At 38.5% G+C, this 17,429-nt stretch carries 15 protein-coding genes; 11 read left to right on the top strand and 4 right to left on the bottom strand.

Annotation, left to right across the window (positions count from 1 at the left end; genetic code table 11):
• Positions 1–2 precede the first annotated feature (2 nt).
• Positions 3–3,095 (top strand): AAA family ATPase, encoded by a 3,093-nt coding sequence (locus H0184_RS15090; protein ID WP_221826803.1) that lies wholly within the window; start codon positions 3–5, stop codon positions 3,093–3,095.
• A 62-nt stretch (positions 3,096–3,157) separates the two neighbouring features.
• On the opposite strand, the gene H0184_RS15095 is transcribed toward H0184_RS15090, so the two are convergent.
• Positions 3,158–3,475 (bottom strand): antibiotic biosynthesis monooxygenase, encoded by a 318-nt coding sequence (locus H0184_RS15095; RefSeq protein ID WP_221826805.1) that lies wholly within the window; start codon positions 3,473–3,475, stop codon positions 3,158–3,160.
• Positions 3,476–3,592: 117 nt separating this feature from the next.
• On the opposite strand from H0184_RS15095, the gene H0184_RS15100 reads away from it, so the two are divergent.
• Together H0184_RS15100 and H0184_RS15105 are read left to right on the top strand one after the other, a co-directional pair.
• Positions 3,593–4,081: a hypothetical protein gene (locus H0184_RS15100; protein WP_221826807.1), complete on the top strand. Its 489-nt coding sequence runs from the start codon at positions 3,593–3,595 to the stop codon at positions 4,079–4,081.
• Positions 4,068–4,553: a hypothetical protein gene (locus tag H0184_RS15105; RefSeq protein WP_221826809.1), complete on the top strand. Its 486-nt coding sequence runs from the start codon at positions 4,068–4,070 to the stop codon at positions 4,551–4,553. The genes H0184_RS15100 and H0184_RS15105 overlap by 14 nt, the downstream gene beginning before the upstream one ends.
• A 53-nt stretch (positions 4,554–4,606) precedes the next feature.
• On the opposite strand, the gene H0184_RS15110 is transcribed toward H0184_RS15105, so the two are convergent.
• Both H0184_RS15110 and H0184_RS15115 read right to left on the bottom strand, forming a co-directional pair.
• Positions 4,607–5,769, bottom strand: a protein-coding gene (locus tag H0184_RS15110; RefSeq protein WP_221826811.1) for an IS3 family transposase whose coding sequence is annotated in 2 segments (ribosomal slippage) — positions 4,607–5,493 and positions 5,493–5,769 — 1,164 coding nt in all. Because the reading frame shifts where the segments join, the coding sequence is not laid out codon by codon here.
• Positions 5,770–5,867: 98 nt separating this feature from the next.
• Positions 5,868–6,275: a hypothetical protein gene (locus H0184_RS15115; protein WP_221826812.1), complete on the bottom strand. Its 408-nt coding sequence runs from the start codon at positions 6,273–6,275 to the stop codon at positions 5,868–5,870.
• A 164-nt stretch (positions 6,276–6,439) separates the two neighbouring features.
• Here H0184_RS15115 and coaW point away from each other — a divergent pair, with 164 nt between their 5' ends.
• Together coaW and selB are read left to right on the top strand one after the other, a co-directional pair.
• Positions 6,440–7,246 carry a type II pantothenate kinase gene (gene coaW / locus H0184_RS15120; RefSeq protein WP_221826818.1) on the top strand — a complete coding sequence of 269 codons (807 nt, stop codon included), beginning with the start codon at positions 6,440–6,442 and terminating at the stop codon, positions 7,244–7,246.
• 72 nt (positions 7,247–7,318) lie between these two features.
• Positions 7,319–9,202 (top strand): selenocysteine-specific translation elongation factor, encoded by a 1,884-nt coding sequence (gene selB, locus H0184_RS15125; RefSeq protein ID WP_221826820.1) that lies wholly within the window; start codon positions 7,319–7,321, stop codon positions 9,200–9,202.
• 46 nt (positions 9,203–9,248) lie between these two features.
• Here the strand turns inward: selB and H0184_RS28000 are convergent, their stop codons facing one another.
• Positions 9,249–10,727 carry a TerD family protein gene (locus tag H0184_RS28000; protein ID WP_221826822.1) on the bottom strand — a complete coding sequence of 493 codons (1,479 nt, stop codon included), beginning with the start codon at positions 10,725–10,727 and terminating at the stop codon, positions 9,249–9,251.
• A gap of 304 nt (positions 10,728–11,031) precedes the next feature.
• Between H0184_RS28000 and H0184_RS15135 the strand changes: the two genes are divergently transcribed.
• The 6 genes from H0184_RS15135 to H0184_RS15160 all read left to right on the top strand — a co-directional run bounded on the left by H0184_RS15135 (position 11,032) and on the right by H0184_RS15160 (position 17,423).
• A complete protein-coding gene (locus H0184_RS15135) occupies positions 11,032–11,856 on the top strand; it encodes a M55 family metallopeptidase (protein WP_221826824.1) in 825 nt (274 codons plus the stop codon).
• Positions 11,857–11,869: 13 nt separating this feature from the next.
• Positions 11,870–12,802: an ABC transporter permease gene (locus H0184_RS15140; protein ID WP_221826840.1), complete on the top strand. Its 933-nt coding sequence runs from the start codon at positions 11,870–11,872 to the stop codon at positions 12,800–12,802.
• The gene (locus H0184_RS15145; RefSeq protein ID WP_221826841.1) at positions 12,803–13,756 is read left to right on the top strand and encodes an ABC transporter permease; all 954 of its coding nucleotides are present in this window, start codon (positions 12,803–12,805) and stop codon (positions 13,754–13,756) included.
• 4 nt (positions 13,757–13,760) lie between these two features.
• Positions 13,761–14,759 (top strand): ABC transporter ATP-binding protein, encoded by a 999-nt coding sequence (locus tag H0184_RS15150; RefSeq protein ID WP_221826842.1) that lies wholly within the window; start codon positions 13,761–13,763, stop codon positions 14,757–14,759.
• Positions 14,760–14,788: 29 nt separating this feature from the next.
• A complete protein-coding gene (locus H0184_RS15155; RefSeq protein WP_260631591.1) occupies positions 14,789–16,420 on the top strand; it encodes a peptide ABC transporter substrate-binding protein in 1,632 nt (543 codons plus the stop codon).
• Positions 16,421–16,499: 79 nt separating this feature from the next.
• Positions 16,500–17,423, top strand: coding sequence for a S66 peptidase family protein (locus H0184_RS15160; protein WP_221826843.1), 924 nt, complete (start codon positions 16,500–16,502; stop codon positions 17,421–17,423).
• The last annotated feature ends 6 nt before the right edge of the window (positions 17,424–17,429 follow it).

The following is a 17,429-nucleotide window of genomic DNA, read 5'->3' on the forward strand; positions in this document are numbered from 1 at the left end:
TCTTGAGACCTTTAAAAATAACGATAACGGCTTTTGGACCATACAGAGATTGCGAAGTAATTGATTTTACTGAGCTTAAAGATAATAGATTATTTGTAGTTTCAGGTAATACAGGTGCCGGTAAGACGACTATTTTTGATGCGATTTGTTTTGCTCTCTACGGCTCTGCAAGCGGGGAGGACCGCAGTGATTCGAAGATGATGCGCAGTGATTTTGCCTCGGACGAAGTTCATACATCCGTCGAGTTGGAGTTTGAACTTCACGATAAGCAGTATCGGATCCGAAGACAACTGCCGCATGTGAAAAAGGGCAATAAAGGGGCTACAGGAGAGCAGTATGAGTTTTATAAAAAGACCAAGGATGGTGAAATTCCATGTGTGGACCGACAAATCGTTTCAGAGATTAATAAAAAAGTAGAAGAGATTGTTGGTTTGACACAGGATCAATTTAGCCAAATTGTGATGCTTCCACAAGGGGAGTTTCGAAAGCTATTGACTTCGCAAACGGAAAATAAAGAAGAAATTCTGCGTAAAATTTTTAAAACAGAGCCTTACAAATGGATTAGCGAACGTCTCCGAGACCGAAAAAAAGCGGCCGATGAAGAGTATAAAAGAGAAGCTTCCATGATTGAGCGCTATATAAAAGATATCCAAGCCACACTCCCCATTCGGGAGGAGTCAAAGCTATCTGAGGTGCTTTCACAAAACCACTATAATACCAATCAAATTATCGAAGGCTTAGACGAGGAAACAGAGTTCTACCTAGCGGAAATGATGGGAAATAAGAAAGTGGCAGAGGAAGCAGAAACACTATATAATCAAAAACTCGAAGAATATCATCAGTCAAAAACGTTAAATGAACGGTTCTTCGAACTTGAAGAAAAAGAAGCAAAGCTTCAAAACGCCTCATACCTTGTTCCAAGTTTTAAGGAAAAAGAAGTTCAATTTGAAAAGGCAGAAAGAGCTAGTAAAATTATAGCCTACGAAAATCAGGTTAATGAATGGCGTACGGATGAAAAGGCAAAAAAACAAGCACTGGATGAGGCAAAATCAGCTTTAGAAAGAGCTATGGTACAACGTGAGAAGGCACAAAACAATTACGTTATAGAAGAGCAGCGTAAAGGGGAGCGGGAGGAAAGTGTTCGCACCGTTGACCGCTTAAATGAATACCTACCAACTGTACAAGAGATTGATAGCAGAAAGTCAGAGCTTTTAAAAATAGATCAAGGTGTACAAAAGCTGGCTAAGGACCTTGAGGCTTATAGCCTTATGATAACTTCCAAAAACAGTGAAAAAGAAAGGCTATCTACCGATATCAAACATATAGAGAAGATAATTGATGAATTACCGGCGAAACAGGAAGCTTTACTTGAACTGAGAGAACAGGCAGGTGTCATCAAAGAATATCTTAAATACTATCAAAGTCAAATGAAACTTCAACAGGACTACAGTGTAACCCACAAGGATTACCTATCAATGAAAGTACGATACGAAAGGCTAGAAGAATCATGGATTAGCGGGCAAGCGAGCATTCTTGCTATGCATTTGCATGATGGAAAACCATGCCCGGTCTGTGGCAGCCCTGAGCATCCTCATAAAGCGGATGGACAAGACACTGTTCCTACTAAGGAAGCGCTTGAAGCCTTAAAAAAGGAATATGACCATTCTAACAATTTGTATCGCGATGCTGCTGCAAGATTAAAAACGAATAAAGAACATCTTGAAGCAAAAGCCAAAGAAGTAACTGCCAAAGGATATAAGGTCGAGGATGCGCAATCTATTTATGATCGAATCGTAATAGAAGGACAGGAACTTAGGAAAGAAGTGGAAGGTTTAGCTGCCGAAAAGGAAAAGCTAACTTCTTTAAAGACGTCACTTGAGACAACGGAAAATGAGCTAAAGCAAATAGAGACAAAAAGAGAACAACTCTCTTCTGTTCATCAGGAACAGGTAAATGTATTTGTTAGGGAAAAAGCCATATATCACGAAAAGGTTGGTCGTATCCCAGAGGAAATCCGGAATTTAGCTGCCTTAAAAGGGAAAATTACGGAAGCACAAAATCGAAAAGAAAAGCTTGAGCGAGATTGGGATACTGCCCAAAAACAGCTGCAGAATACGAAGGAAGCAGAGACAAAAGCTTCTACTTATTATTCTAGTGCCCATTCGCAGCTGCAAGAAAGTACGGGGAAAAAGGAACGCTCAGAAACCCAATTCAGGACTGAATGTCAAAATGCCCAATTTGTCTCAGAAGAAGACTATTTAAGGGCCAAAATGACGGATTCAGCTCGAAAGCTATTAAAAGAATCAATCGATGAATTTAACAAAAGTATAGAAACACTTAAACTGCAAATTATCGAACTTAAAGAGGAATTAAAAGACAAAACAAAGGCAGATTTAGATGGGATGACGACTGAATTAACGAATAAGAAGAATGAACGTGATTTTGCTCTAAAAGCATTAAGTGATTCTGAAGGAAACCAATTGAAGGCATTAGACTTAAGAAAAAAAATCATAAATGCCGTTGAGACGACAGCCATTTTGGAAGAGAAAATGAATATGATCACTGATTTATATGATGTGGTTAGAGGTCAAAATGGCAGTAAAATATCATTTGAACGTTACTTGCAGATTGAATATTTAGAGGAAATTATTATTGCTGCAAACGAGCGATTAAAACGATTGTCAAACGGCCAATTTATTTTAGAACGAAGTGAACGTCAAGAAGCGCGCGGCAGACAAAGCGGTCTTGGGCTGGATGTTTTTGATGCGTACACAGGTCAAACACGTGATGTAAAGACCTTGTCAGGTGGTGAAAAGTTCAATGCTTCATTGTGCCTCGCACTTGGAATGGCTGATGTCATTCAGAGCTTCCAGGGTGGAGTTTCTATTGACACTATGTTTATCGATGAAGGATTTGGTTCTTTAGATGAAGAATCATTGAATAAAGCAATCGACACCTTAATTGACCTGCAAGAATCCGGCCGGATGATTGGTGTCATCTCGCACGTCCAAGAATTGAAAAATGCCATTCCTGCCATCTTAGAAGTGAAAAAGACAAAGGAAGGCTACAGCCGAACTGAGTTTGTTATTAAGTAGCTTATATACAGAGTGCCTATCTCTAGGAAAAAAAGAGATAGGCACTTATTTTGTGTTTCGATCTAAATAGCCTTGAAATTGGGGAAAGGATATTGAGCTTCTGCAAGAGATGACAGATTTGTTAGTTCAGCAGCAGCAGCAATTTGGTCCCAAACTGCCATTACTTTTTCAGATTGATGAGCCTTATCAATTGCCTCGCTAGACTTCCATTCTGCTATTTCAATGATTGTCCCATCCTCGGCTTGAAGTGTTAATAATTCTCGATCTGTTAGCAAACCTTCTTCTCGAAGGACGGGTATATGTAATTTAAGAATTTCTCTTAATTTATTCTCTAATCCAGGCTTTGGACGATACAGAGCCATAAAAACGAATGCAGACATGATAAAGCCTCCTAAATTTAATAGTATTTATGATAACTGTAAATAATAGTAGTCGTCAACATATTGTAAATTTTTCACAGTCATAAAGGGCTGCTGTAAAGTAGGAGAGAAATATTCATGATTGTAACCTTTTATATTTTCATAAGCTGGTTGCTCATCGGGCTATTTATATTTAATAAAATTCACCAGCATGCCTCTTTAAATGAGGTCACTCTTCTTATTTTACTAAGCTGTCTTATTAATACTCATACCTATGTAGGATTGTTTGATACATTTAAGTGGATGAAAACTACGACGGATACTGAGTTATTTATCGGAGTACTTATTTATAAAAATGTATTTGTTCCATTATTGCTGACCTGCTTTACCTTTCTGATTAAACGAAACCCTTGGAATAAAAAAATACTTTATTTTATCTTTTTCAGCTTGATAATTCTTTCAGTTGATTTTATTAACGTATTCCAAGGATTATACTCCTTTAAGCAATGGAATCATTTCTATACCTTTCTATACCTTTCATTCCTTTTGTGCGGACTATTAGTTACATTGAAATGGTTTAGAGGACTTGATTCAAGTTCAGGGGGTGAAAACAATGTCGTGGACTGAGTCAGGTTTTGGTACTAATGATTATTGGCTTCTAGGTCTGATAATCATCACATGGTGTGTTTTTTTTCGCCTTCCAAAAATATTCTCTAAACAATTTACCGTTCTTATCTTTATTTATTGTCTAACCATTCCAAGTATTATGGATAATTCTATCGGGGTAAATCCATTTAATTTTTATGATATTATGGATGGTCCTAAATATACAGGAATGGACCTTGTTGTTTATCTCCTTTACCCGCCATATGGCTATTTTTTTCTTTATTTTTATAATAAGTTTTGTATAGATGATAAACACATTGTACTTTTTATCACTATAACGTCAATAACATCCTTTTGCTTTGAATGGATCAATCATAAGCTGGGGATTTTTCATTATAAAAATGGCTATCAAATCGTTTATTCTCCAAGTTTTTATCTTATCAGTCAAACCTTACTAGTTTTATATTACCGTATAGTCGAATTAAAGCGTTAAAAAAAACCAGATAAAATGAACTGACCCGTTAAAATGAGACTTAGATAAAACACCTATGCTGCTTGTCCCCGATAATCTAGTGGGGACAGGTAGTTTAGTTTTGCCTGAATTCGTATATGATTATATCGATACATGTATTGATTTACAATTTGTACTACTTTAGAATTGGACATAGATGCTCTGCGTTGAGCGTTGAATCCTTCCGACTTTAGCGAGGAGTGAAAGGATTCTATGACGGCATTATCATGACAGTTTCCTTTTCGGGACATGCTTGTGGTAATGCCTTTTTCTTTGGCCATATTCTGATATGCATATGACGTATAGACAGATCCCTGGTCACTATGTAAAAGCAACCCTTCTGGCTTACGTAATTCTACTGCTGCCCTTAATGTATCTAATACTAGTTTTATATCTTGACTCGTTCCAATATTATAAGCCACTATTTCGTTGTTATATAAGTCTATAATCGTCGATAAATACAACATAGTCGATCCATAAGGTAGGTATGTAATATCTGTTACCCATTTCTCATTTGGATGACTTGCCTTAAAGTTACGATTAAGAATATTAGGTACAACAATATTACTTTCACCATTAATGTACTTCTGCCTTTTCATTTTAACTTGACACTGGATCTGGAATTTCTGCATTATTTTTTGAACTGTTTTGCGGTTAACATTTATTCCATGCTTTCTTTTTAATATGCTTTTTACCTTTCGGTGGCCATAATGATAAAAGTTTTCCTCACAAATCTTTATTACAAGCTCCTCTAAAGGTGTTAACTCAATAACTTTATATTTCTTTTTCCACCGATAATAGGTTGCTTTAGGGACCCCTAATACACTTAAGATATCAGTTACTGTATATTTGGATGATAAGCTTTCTACTACTTCTACAACGACTTTCGGCTCCAACTCCTTTCGATTTCCTGGTACTTTTTTAATATTTCTAATTGAGTTTCTAAATGCTTATTCTTTAGTTTCAACTGCTCTACTTCACTTAAATCTCCCGTCCCCTTACTGTAGGAATATTGCTTCCCCACTTGTTGAGAAAACCGGTAGGTTTGACCAGTTCTGTACCAATTCATCCATGTCTTTATTTGAGTTCTATTTTTTATGCCTAGCTGCTTCATAATTTCGTCATTGCTTATACCTTCTTTCTTCATCTCAATTACTTTCCATTTTACTTCTTCTGGATAATAACTTTTTGTTCCCATACAAAAACACCCTCCTAAGAATCATATTGTAATAATACGACTCAGGGGGTGTTTTTTCCTTGTCTCACTTATTTGGGTCTCTTCAAAAATTCTGGTTTTTATTTTTGTTCTAGGTAAGTTGTCAATTCTTTTAGATCCTTTGATTGATGGATTATCCCGGCATGGTCAAAGAGAATATAAGCTGGTTCCGTCTTAATGTTAAGTTCAGGATATGCAGTCTGAGCCATTTTTAGTTCAGGCAGACTCAATATATCATTCACTTTTCCAATAATCTTTTTATTTTTTTCAATCGGATTATCATTATCCCCAACGACTAATAGGGAATAGGATTGTTCGTTTTCTGATAATAGATTAGGGTAGGGGAAAGTTGCATTTGGTTCCGTTTTTATTACACTCTTCTGCTGCTTCTGTTCTGATGAAGGCTTAGTTTCCTCTTTAGGATCACTGTTTTGACATCCGACCAATAGGGTCAGGCCTAAAACCATTGGCAAAGCAATTCTTTTCATTTGAAATCTTCCTTTTTATAATTGGATTCTTGTCTACACCATAGCACATAAATAGCAGCCTTGAACGGGTTGATTGTGGAGGATTCGTGAAATGAAAAAGCAGGATAAATAGGGATAATTGTCAAATAAGTAATAAAATCAGTTCTTTTGAAGGAGTGGGAGCAATGCAGCAGATTACAGCAGGAATCGATGCTGGTGGTTCATTAATTAAAATCGTTTATCAGGAAAATGGGAGAATGCATTTTAAGAAATTTTCTATAAACAAGCTGGATTCCGCCATATCATGGCTGAAAATGGTAGCTCCCACTTTAAAAGTTTCCATTACAGGCGGTAAAGCACATGCAATACAAAATAATTATTATCCAGACAGTACCGTCATTCCAGAGTTTCAAGCTACATGTGATGGAGCGCGGTTCTTGCTGGCTAAAGAAAATAAGACTATTGAAGAATCCTACTTGGTCGTTAATATTGGCACGGGAACATCCTGGCATTTGGTGAATGGTAATCAAGCAGATAGAATTCTTGGCAGCGGAATGGGCGGGGGTACCTTCACGGGTCTGGGATCGTTATTGACAAAAGTAAAGGATTATCAACTGCTTACCGTTCTCGCTGAAGAAGGAAATAAGGGAAACGTGGATATGCTGGTTAGCGATATTTACGAAACAGCAGACAGCCCCATCCAAGGGGATTTAACAGCTGCAAACTTTGCAAAGGGTAAAAGACATACCCATAAGGAAGCAGATAGACTAGCTTCACTTTCTAATATGATTGCTGAAACTATTGTGTTGTTAACCTCACAGGCCGCAGCCATACATCAAGTAAAAAGTGTGGTTATCATCGGAACGGCCATTATTGGGAATCCATCATTAAAACATGGTATAGAAACCTACTTAAATATGTTAGGGTTAAGGACCGTTTTTTTAGAAAAGGGAGAATATTGCGGTGCGATTGGAGCCTATTTATCGGTCTAAAAATGTTCCCTTGAACATTATGTTTTTTAAGGATAAAGTAATAGAGAAGACCGAAAGAAGCAGGTGGCAACTTTGGAAAAACGATATTTTACAATTGGCATGGCCGGACATATAGATCATGGTAAAACATCATTAACGAAAGCATTGACGAATGTCGATACGGACCGATTAAAAGAAGAAAAAGAACGGCAGATCTCGATTGAACTTGGATTTGCTCCATTATATGAGGATTCAGAAATACAAATTTCAGTTATTGATGTTCCAGGACATGAGCGCTTTATTCGGCAAATGATTGCTGGAGTAGCTGGAATAGACCTTGTTGTTCTAGTGGTTGCAGCAGACGAAGGAGTCATGCCGCAAACGAGAGAACACCTGGATATTCTAAAATTTTTAGGAGTGAAAAACGGACTGGTTGCGATTACGAAAATTGACCGGGTCGAAGAAGAATTTATTGAGCTCGTAAAAGATGATATTTTAGAAGAACTAACAGGAAGTGTTTTTGGGGATGCCCCCTTTGTTTTAGTAGACTCTCTTTCAAAAAAGGGGATAGAGGAATTAAAGAATGTAATCATCAGAACACTTAAAGAGCAAGAAATGAGAGATGCAAAGGGTGCTTTCCGTCTGCCCATTGACCAGGTATTTACAGTAAAAGGTCAGGGCACAGTAGTTCGCGGTACGGTTTATGAGGGTACGGTGGAAGAAGGACAAACTCTCAAGCTTATGCCTCAGGGACTTGAGGTAAAAGCAAGGCAGATTCAGGTTCATCACAAGCAGGCACAAAAAGCTTATGCCGGACAGCGTACGGCGATTAACCTTTCAGGTGTCTCAAAAGAAGATTTAGAACGTGGAGATGTTTTAGTATCCTCAGAGCATTTTATTGTAACGAAAACTGTGGATGTAGCGATAAGGGTGGTAGAAGATCTCGAGCATATGGTGAAACAAAGGATGCCGATTAAGCTCCATATTGGAACTACAGAAGTAATGGGGCGGATTGTCTTTTTTGACCGGAATGAGATTAAAGAGGAGAACGGTGAAATATTATGTCAGCTTCGATTAGAGGAAGAAATCCTTACTAAACGAGGGGATCGGTTTATTTTACGTCGTCCAAGCCCGCAAGAAACGATTGGCGGCGGCTGGGTTATTGATCCGCGAGGGAATAAGTATCGGTTTGGAAATCAAACAATTGAAGAACTAGAAAAGAAAAAAGTGGGTACTCCTAAGGAACGGATTACTGCCGCTGTTTTTGAAGCAAAAAGCTTAACACTAGGTGAGCTGATTAAACGTACGGGTTTTGATGAGGAAACCTTAAATGAGTTATTAAAAGATGATGATTTTGTACTATACAATAGTAAAGAGTATACACTCAAAATGGTAATCAACTCCATTGAAGAAGACATCTATGACCGCTTGCAGGAGTTTCATCAAACACATTCAATGAAACCTGGTCTTAATAAGGCAGAACTGCTGCAATCGATGTTAAAAAGGTACCCAAAGCAGCTGCTTTATTTTGTGGTTGAGAATGGAATTTCTAATGGCGTATTTAAACGAAAAGAGCAGTTTGTTTCATTGTCCATCTTTGTCCCGCATGTACCAAAAAGCTGGCAAAAGCGAGCAGAAAACATGCTAAATGAATTAAAGAAGGACCGACTAAAAGTTCGTTATTATAAAGATTACTTTGCAGATTCAGGCATTCCTGAATCTCTAGAAGCAGATTTACGACGTTATCTGGAGGACCAATCCTTAGTTGTCCATTTGGATGAGCAGTTTGCTTATCATGGAGAAGTCTTTAATGAAGCAGTTGAAAAATTAAGAAACGGTACACAAACAGAATTCGAAGTGGGTGCTGCGAAAGAAATTTTAGATCTTTCACGGAAATATATGATTCCATTTTTAGAAAGATTAGATTCAAAGGGTCTAACAAAAAGAGTTGAAAATAAACGAGTCTGGCAAAAATAAATCAAATAAAAACCTCAATCCAACATAACGGATTGAGGTTTTCTTATTATGAAAGGAACTCTCCAGGATTTAGACCGAGCTCGCGGCAAATATCACTGACCATTTGCATTTCATTATGGTCAAAGTTTCCATCTGCATATCCTATCGCTATACAGTAACGAGCAACTAATCTGGCGATTTCAGGTTTAGATCTGATTTTTCCAAGTGCACGGAAAGCCTCAGCCCGTCCAATCATCCGATCAGCTTCAATACGGGAAACAAAGTAATTAAATCTCTGAATTACTTTGTTACTGTCAAAGACGCGTAGCTCCTCGCTGGAATTAACAAATTCAATCATTTTTTGTCTTTCCGAAGCATCTAAATATCCATCTGCCATTGAAACCAATGCACAGGCAGCAACGACTGCTTCTAAAACTTCCTGACTCTTATATCGGTTAAATAATTCCTGAGCTTTTCTTTTTGACTGATTTGCCCACTCCGTAATATCCGTTTGATTTGGGGACCAATTGTTTCCACAGCTGTTACAAGTGAATTTCAATTGATTTTTCCCAATAAATCCGCCAAGCAATCCTACTGGACCAAGAATCAACCCGCCAATCGCTGCTTTCCCCAAACCAAATCCCTTTTGCCCTGTTCGGACATTTGATGAGTTACAGCGCGGACAATGGATATCATCTCCGTATGTATGATTTGCATGGGTAGGTGATGTTTGTGTTGGATACCCAAAAGCAGGCTGTGAATAAGATGATTCCGGCTGTAAATGAATCCGTGGTTGTTGATTTTGGTTTTGCTGATATGGATTGGCAGTGTTCTGATTTGGATTGAATGAATTTTGATTGGTATAACTATTCTGGTTGTTGAACTGATTTTGATTGTTATTAGATTGGTTTTGGCTGTTGTTATTAAAAAGATTTTGTTGAACAGGCGGTACCTGTGCAGGTGCAGGTGCGTCATCTACTGATACACCAAAATTGCGGCATAAAGCAGCAAGTCCCCCTTGAAAACCGCTTGCTATTGCATTAAACTTCCATTCTCCATTATGACGGTACAGTTCAGCCGCAACAATGGCAGTTTCAACAGTAAAATCTCTTCCAAGGTTAAAACGAAGAAGTTCCTCATTTGTTTGTTCATTAAAGATTCGCACGTATGAATTAGAGATTTGTCCAAAATTTTGCTGCTTTACTTGAGCGTCATGAATCGTAATGGTGAAAGCAATTCGATGAATATGGCTAGGAACTCTTTGTAAATCAATTCGGATTTGTTCATCATCCCGTTCTCCTGCACCGTTTCTGTTATCACCACTGTAATTAATCGAGCCATTTCCGCCAGTGGGATTATTATAAAAAATAAAATCCTGATCACTTTGAACCTTACCAGATTGCCCTAATAAAAATGTGGAGGCATCTAAATCAAAGTTAGAACCATTATGACTAATATCCCATCCTAAACCAACGACAACATTCTTTAAACCAGGATGTGATTTTGTTAAATCAACCTTTTGACCTTTACTAAGTGTAACTCCCAATTCGTTCAACTCCTTATCATGTTTAGTATTCCTATATTCATTTATAAATCTAATTATGTAGAAAAAGGAACTAACTTTCAATTCTTTCACTTACTATAACACTACGAGGTAAGTGATGATAAAGTTTCAAATTAATCATATTTGATTCCTATTTTATTTCAAGCCCTGCAATGTGCACCTAGATTATGATAGTTTTCTTGTGAAAGAACCATTTTGAAATAATATTTTAAAAATAGTTTGTAAAAAATAGAATAATAATTTATAATTTTAAGAAAATTATGTATTTAAGATTAGGAGGCTTAAAATGAAGTTATATGTATCTGTAGATATGGAAGGAATAACAGGTCTTGTTGACCATACCCATGTCGATTCCAACAAGCATAATTATGAACGAAGCCGAATCATTATGACAGATGAGGCGAACCATGTTGTAACGACTGCTTTTGAGCAAAAATGGCAGAAGGTAATTGTAAACGACAGCCATTCAAAAATGAATAACCTGTTAATCGAAAGACTGCATCCTGAAACACAACTTATTACCGGTGACGTGAAGCCTTTTTCAATGGTTCAAGGCTTGGATGACTCTTTTGATGGAGCCATCTTTGTTGGCTATCATGCCCGTGCCTCTTTAAAAGGAGTAATGTCTCATTCAATGATTTTTGGAGTCCGGAATATGTACATTAATGATGTCGCCGTTGGAGAATTAGGGTTTAATGCCTATGTTGCTGGATATTTTGATGTACCGGTGTTAATGGTAGCTGGTGATGATGGTGCAGCAATGGAGGCCGAAAAGCTTATTCCCAATGTTACAACCGCTATCGTAAAAGAGTCGATTTCTCGCTCTGCTGCAAAGTCCTTAACACCTGTAAAGGCAGGACAACTTCTCCGCGAAAAGACAGCTTACGCATTAAGAAATAAAGATACTGTAAAGCCGCTTACGCCTCCTGACTCACCAATGCTTGGAATCGAATTTGCTAACTATGGACAAGCAGAGTGGGCCAACTTAATGCCAGGCACAGAAATCGTACCTGGAACAACTATTGTTCGTTTTAAGGCCAAAAATATTTTGGAAGCGTATCAAGCAATGCTTGTCATGACTGAATTAGCGATGAGAACTACATTCTGTTAAGAAAGGACAAAGCATGAATACATATTTTATCAAACGATTTATAGCCATGATTATAACTCTTTGGCTCATCATAACCGGTACATTCTTCTTAATGCATTCAGTTCCTGGCTCACCTTTTAATGAAGAAAGAACAACCAATGAAGCCATTCAAAAAAACCTCGAAGCTTATTATCATCTAGACGAACCTCTCATAGTCCAATATGGAAACTACTTATCTGCTCTACTTCACCTAGACCTTGGCCCATCGATCAAAAAATCATCACAGACTGTCAATGAAATGCTGGGAAGAGGATTTCCGGTTAGTTTTGAACTTGGATTTTATACTCTTATCCTTGCGGTTCTTTCTGGAATGACACTCGGGATTATTGCCGCACTGCGTCATAATGGAGTGGTCGATTATCTTTCGATGAGTATTGCTGTCCTAGGGATATCAATACCAAACTTTGTAATGGCAACATTTTTAATCGAACAATTGGCGGTTAATTTTCCGATTTTTCCTGTAGCCACCTGGTCAAGCCCGAAACATATGGTTCTGCCAATTCTAGCTTTGGCAACTGGCCCAATGGCGATTATAGCGAGGTTAACCCGTTCAAGTATGCTAGAGGTTCTAACACAGGATTATATAAGGACTGCGAAAGCCAAAGGATTATCACCGGTTAAAATTGTTTTTAAACATGCGTTAAGAAATGCTCTTCTTCCAGTTGTAACTGTCCTAGGTTCATTAGCAGCAAGTATTTTAACTGGGACGTTTGTCATTGAGAAAATCTTTGCGATTCCGGGAATGGGAAAATATTTTGTTGATAGTATCAATAACCGTGATTTTCCCGTCATAATGGGGACCACCATTTTTTATAGTGCGATTTTAATTCTCATGCTTTTTTTAGTCGATCTCGCATACGGAGTATTAGACCCTAGAATTAAGCTCCACAAAAAGGAGGCGAAGTAATTGGAACTGCGTAAACAGGAAGAACGGAATATTTCGCCTGATATTCCTGATGAATGGTTTGTCCCTAAGGTACAAAATCAATCAGAAGCAGAAGCTGTTGTAAGACCTAGCTTGTCGTATTGGAAAGATTCGTGGTACCGGCTTTTAAAAAATAAACTGGCAATGGCTGGGATGGCTTTCTTGATATTGCTGGCGATATTCGCCATTTTTGGTCCCATTATTTCACCACACTCGGTTGAAACACAAAAGTTAACCTCTCAAAATCTGCCGCCATCAAGTGAATATTGGTTTGGGACAGATGATTTAGGAAGAGATGTATTTACACGAACAGCTTACGGTGCCCGTATTTCTCTATTTGTTGGTTTAGTTGCCGCACTTATTGACTTTATTATTGGAGTTGTTTATGGAGGGATCGCTGGTTACAAAGGCGGAAAGACTGATAATCTGATGATGAGGTTTGTGGAGATATTGTATGGTCTTCCATATTTACTTGTTGTTATTTTAGTCATGGTAGTGATTGGACCAGGGTTAACAACGATCATCCTAGCGCTGTCGATAACCGGATGGGTTGGTATGGCGAGAATTGTCCGAGGACAAGTCTTGCAAATAAAAAACTATGAATTTGTATTGGCGTCCAAAACGTTTGGAACGAAAACAGGGAGGATTATTCGCAAAAATCTTTTGCCAAATACCATGGGACCAATCATTGTCCAAATGACCCTTACAATTCCATCAGCCATTTTCGCAGAAGCTTTTTTAAGCTTTATCGGTCTTGGAATCCAAGCGCCGCATGCAAGCTGGGGAGTCATGGCCAATGATGGATTGTCTACGATTCTATCAGGTTACTGGTGGCGGTTGTTCTTTCCAACCCTTTTTATCTCATTAACTATGTTTGCATTTAATGTTTTGGGTGATGGGCTCCAGGATGCTCTTGATCCAAAACTAAGGAGGTAGCATCATGGAAAAAATTCTTCAGGTTAAAGACCTTCGAGTGTCCTTTTCCACGTACGGCGGTGAGGTCCAGGCAGTTCGCGGGGTCAGTTTTGATTTACATAAAGGGGAAACGCTAGCGATTGTCGGTGAATCTGGCTGTGGGAAAAGTGTAACCTCCCAAAGCATCATGAGATTGATTCCTGAACCTCCAGGGAGAATCACAGGTGGAGAAATTCTTTTTAATAATATAGATTTAATCAAGTTAAAAGAACCTGAACTGCGGAAAATTCGAGGTGCTAATATATCCATGATTTTTCAAGATCCAATGACTGCTTTAAATCCAACACTTACCATTGGTGAGCAAATCATGGAAGGAATCATGGAGCATGAAAAGATATCAAGGGCAGAGGCCAAAAAAGCCGCGGTTGAAATGCTCCAGCTTGTTGGAATTCCGAGCCCTGAAGCACGGTTAAAACAGTATCCTCATCAGTTTAGCGGCGGGATGCGCCAGCGGATTGTAATTGCGATGGCGCTCGTGTGCAGTCCTGATGTGTTAATTGCAGATGAACCGACTACTGCTTTGGATGTAACCATACAAGCACAAATTTTGGAGTTATTCCGTGATATACAGAAAAAAACAGGTGTCTCGATTATTTTAATCACTCATGACTTAGGGGTAGTTGCCCAAGTAGCCGATCGAGTGGCCGTTATGTATGCCGGTAAGATTGTGGAAATTGGAAGCAGGAGGGAAATCTTTTATCGCCCGCAGCATCCTTACACGATTGGGCTGCTTCAATCTGTACCTCGCTTAGATATTGAAAAGGCTGAGCTGGTCCCTATCCCGGGAACACCGCCTGACTTATTTTCACCACCTGCAGGTTGTGCGTTTGCTGCACGCTGTAAGTATTTAATGGATGTGTGTGAACGAGTCTACCCCGTTCAATCCTCACTTAGCAATTATCATCATGTTGATTGCTGGCTGCAGGACGAACGGGCCAAAAAATTGGTTTCAACGTTAGTATAAATATAAAACTATCATTTAGGGGGAAGAAAATGAAAAAATTTATTACAATGCTGGTCTCTTTTATGTTGTTATTTGCTTTAGCGGCATGTACAGCAAATAGTGACGCTGGCAGCGAGCCAAAGGATGATGGAAATGGTGATTCTAAGGAAAAAACTGAAAAAGTCCTCTATCTTAATAACGGACAAGAACCTACCTCCTTTGATCCGCCAATCGGTTTTGATGCTGTTTCATGGAATGCTTTAAACAATATCATGGAAGGATTAACCCGTTTAGACGAAGGTCACCAGCCAAAAGCAGCGTCTGCAGAAAAATGGGATGTATCAGAAGATGGAAAAACCTATACCTTCCATATCCGTGAAGATGCAAAATGGTCAAATGGTGATGATTTAACGGCGAATGATTTTGTATTTGCCTGGAAACGGTTATTAGATCCAAAGACAGGCTCTGGAGCAGCGTTTTTAGGCTATTTTATTGAAGGTGGAGAAGCCTTTAATACAGAACAAGGAACAGCAGACGATGTTAAAGTTAGAGCAGTAGATCCGAAAACGTTTGAAGTCACACTGACAAGTCCGCAGGCTTATTTCTTAAGTGTTATTGCAAATCCAGCATTTTTCCCTATCAATGAAAAAGTAGCAACTGAAAATCCAGAATGGTTTTCTGAGGCAGAATCTTTCGTTGGTAACGGGCCATTTGCATTATCAGAATGGAACCATGACAGTGATTTCACCATGGTAAAGAACGACAAATACTGGGATGCCAAAAGTGTAAAATTGGATAAAATTCATTGGGCGATGGTTGATGATACCAATACGGAATATCAAATGTTCAAAACAGGGGAGCTTGATACCTCTGACGTTCCTTCAGATTTAGCTGAATCATTGTTTAAAGAAGGCGATGTGAAAGTAGAGGATCAAGCAGGTGAGTATTTCTATCGTTTTAATGTAAATATGGAGCCTTTCCAGAATGTTAATATCCGTAAAGCATTTGCGATGGCCGTTGACCAAAAGCAAATTGTAGAATTAGTGACCAAAAACAAAGAAAAGCCAGCTTATGGTTTTGTTTCCTACGGCTTTAAGGATGCCGCGGGCAAAGACTTCCGTGAAACAAATGGTGACCTACTTAAAACGAATGTAGAAGAAGCGAAAGAGCTGTTGAAAAAGGGAATGGAAGAGGAAGGATATACAACGCTTCCTGAAGTAACATTAACGTATAACACTCTGGATTCACACAAGAAAATTGCTGAAGCTCTTCAGCAAATGTTTAAAGAAAATTTAGGTGTTGATGTAAAACTTGCCAATATGGAATCGAATGTATTTGCAACAGACCAAAAAGCATTAAAATTCCAGTTGTCACGCAGTTCATTCCTTGCAGACTATGCGGATCCAATCAACTTTGTGGAAAACTTCCAAACTGGACATTCCATGAACCGTACAGGCTGGAGCAATGCGGAATTTGACCAATTGGTGAAGGATGCCAAAAATGAATCAGATGAAAAGAAGCGATTTGACTTAATGTACAAAGCTGAAAAGATTCTTTTTGAAGAAGCACCGATTATTCCAATTCACTTCTATAACCAAGTATATTTACAGAATGAAAGTGTAACAGGTATTGTCCGTCATCCAGTTGGATATTTAGAATTAAAGTCCGCTGATAAAAAGTAAATCAAGAAAAGGGATGTTCGCTGAACATCCCTTTTGTCCTAAAATACTAGACTGACAGAATGTCGGAAAGGGTGTTTGAATGAGTTTACTAAAACCAAACCGTTTGCACATAGGGGATACAGTAGCTGTAATAGCTCCTGCTAGCCCGCCAAATCAAAAAATTCTCAGAAAAGGAATAGAGTTTTTGAAGGGATTGGGATTGCGGGTTAAGGTTGGCAAGAGTGTTGAAAAAATCTATGGCTACCTGGCTGGAACCGATGTAGAAAGGTTAGAGGATTTACATGCTATGTTTCTCGACACTGAAGTAAAGGCTATTTTTTGTGCATGTGGAGGCTATGGAACGGCGAGAGTGGCAGCAAATATCGATTACGGAATAATAAAATCAAACCCGAAAATTTTCTGGGGTTATAGTGATATTACTTTTTTACATACTTCAATTAGGCAAGAAACAAGCTTAATTACCTTTCATGGACCCATGCTGGGTTCAGATATTGGTAAGGAGGACACTCATACATTTTCAAAACAAGGTTTTCAGCAATTATTTGAGCCAACGGAATTGAGTTATACAGAGCGTTTTTCTCCTTTGGAAACATTGGTTGAGGGTGTTGCTAGAGGAGAACTGGTTGGCGGAAATTTATCCCTGATTGTCAGCACCCTAGGCACTCCCTTTGAAATTGATACAAACGGAAAAATTCTATTTATTGAAGATATAAATGAAGAACCAAGATCAGTCGATCGGATGCTGAACCAACTTAAAATGGCGGGGAAGCTAAATGATGTAAATGGCATCGTTATTGGAGATTTTTGTGATTGTACACCACAAAGGGAACTTACGTTAACTCTTGAAGAAGTGATTAAGGATTATGTTCTGGCGGCCAATAAACCGTCCTTAAAAGGATTCATGATGGGTCATTGTAACCCGCATATTTCCATCCCTTTGGGAGTGCAGGCTGTCTTAAATACGTATGATAAAAGTCTAATTGTTGAAAGTGGTATCGCGTAAAGGGGG

The organism is Neobacillus niacini (assembly GCF_019749295.1).
GTDB classification, from domain to species: domain Bacteria; phylum Bacillota; class Bacilli; order Bacillales; family Cytobacillaceae; genus Neobacillus; species Neobacillus niacini_D.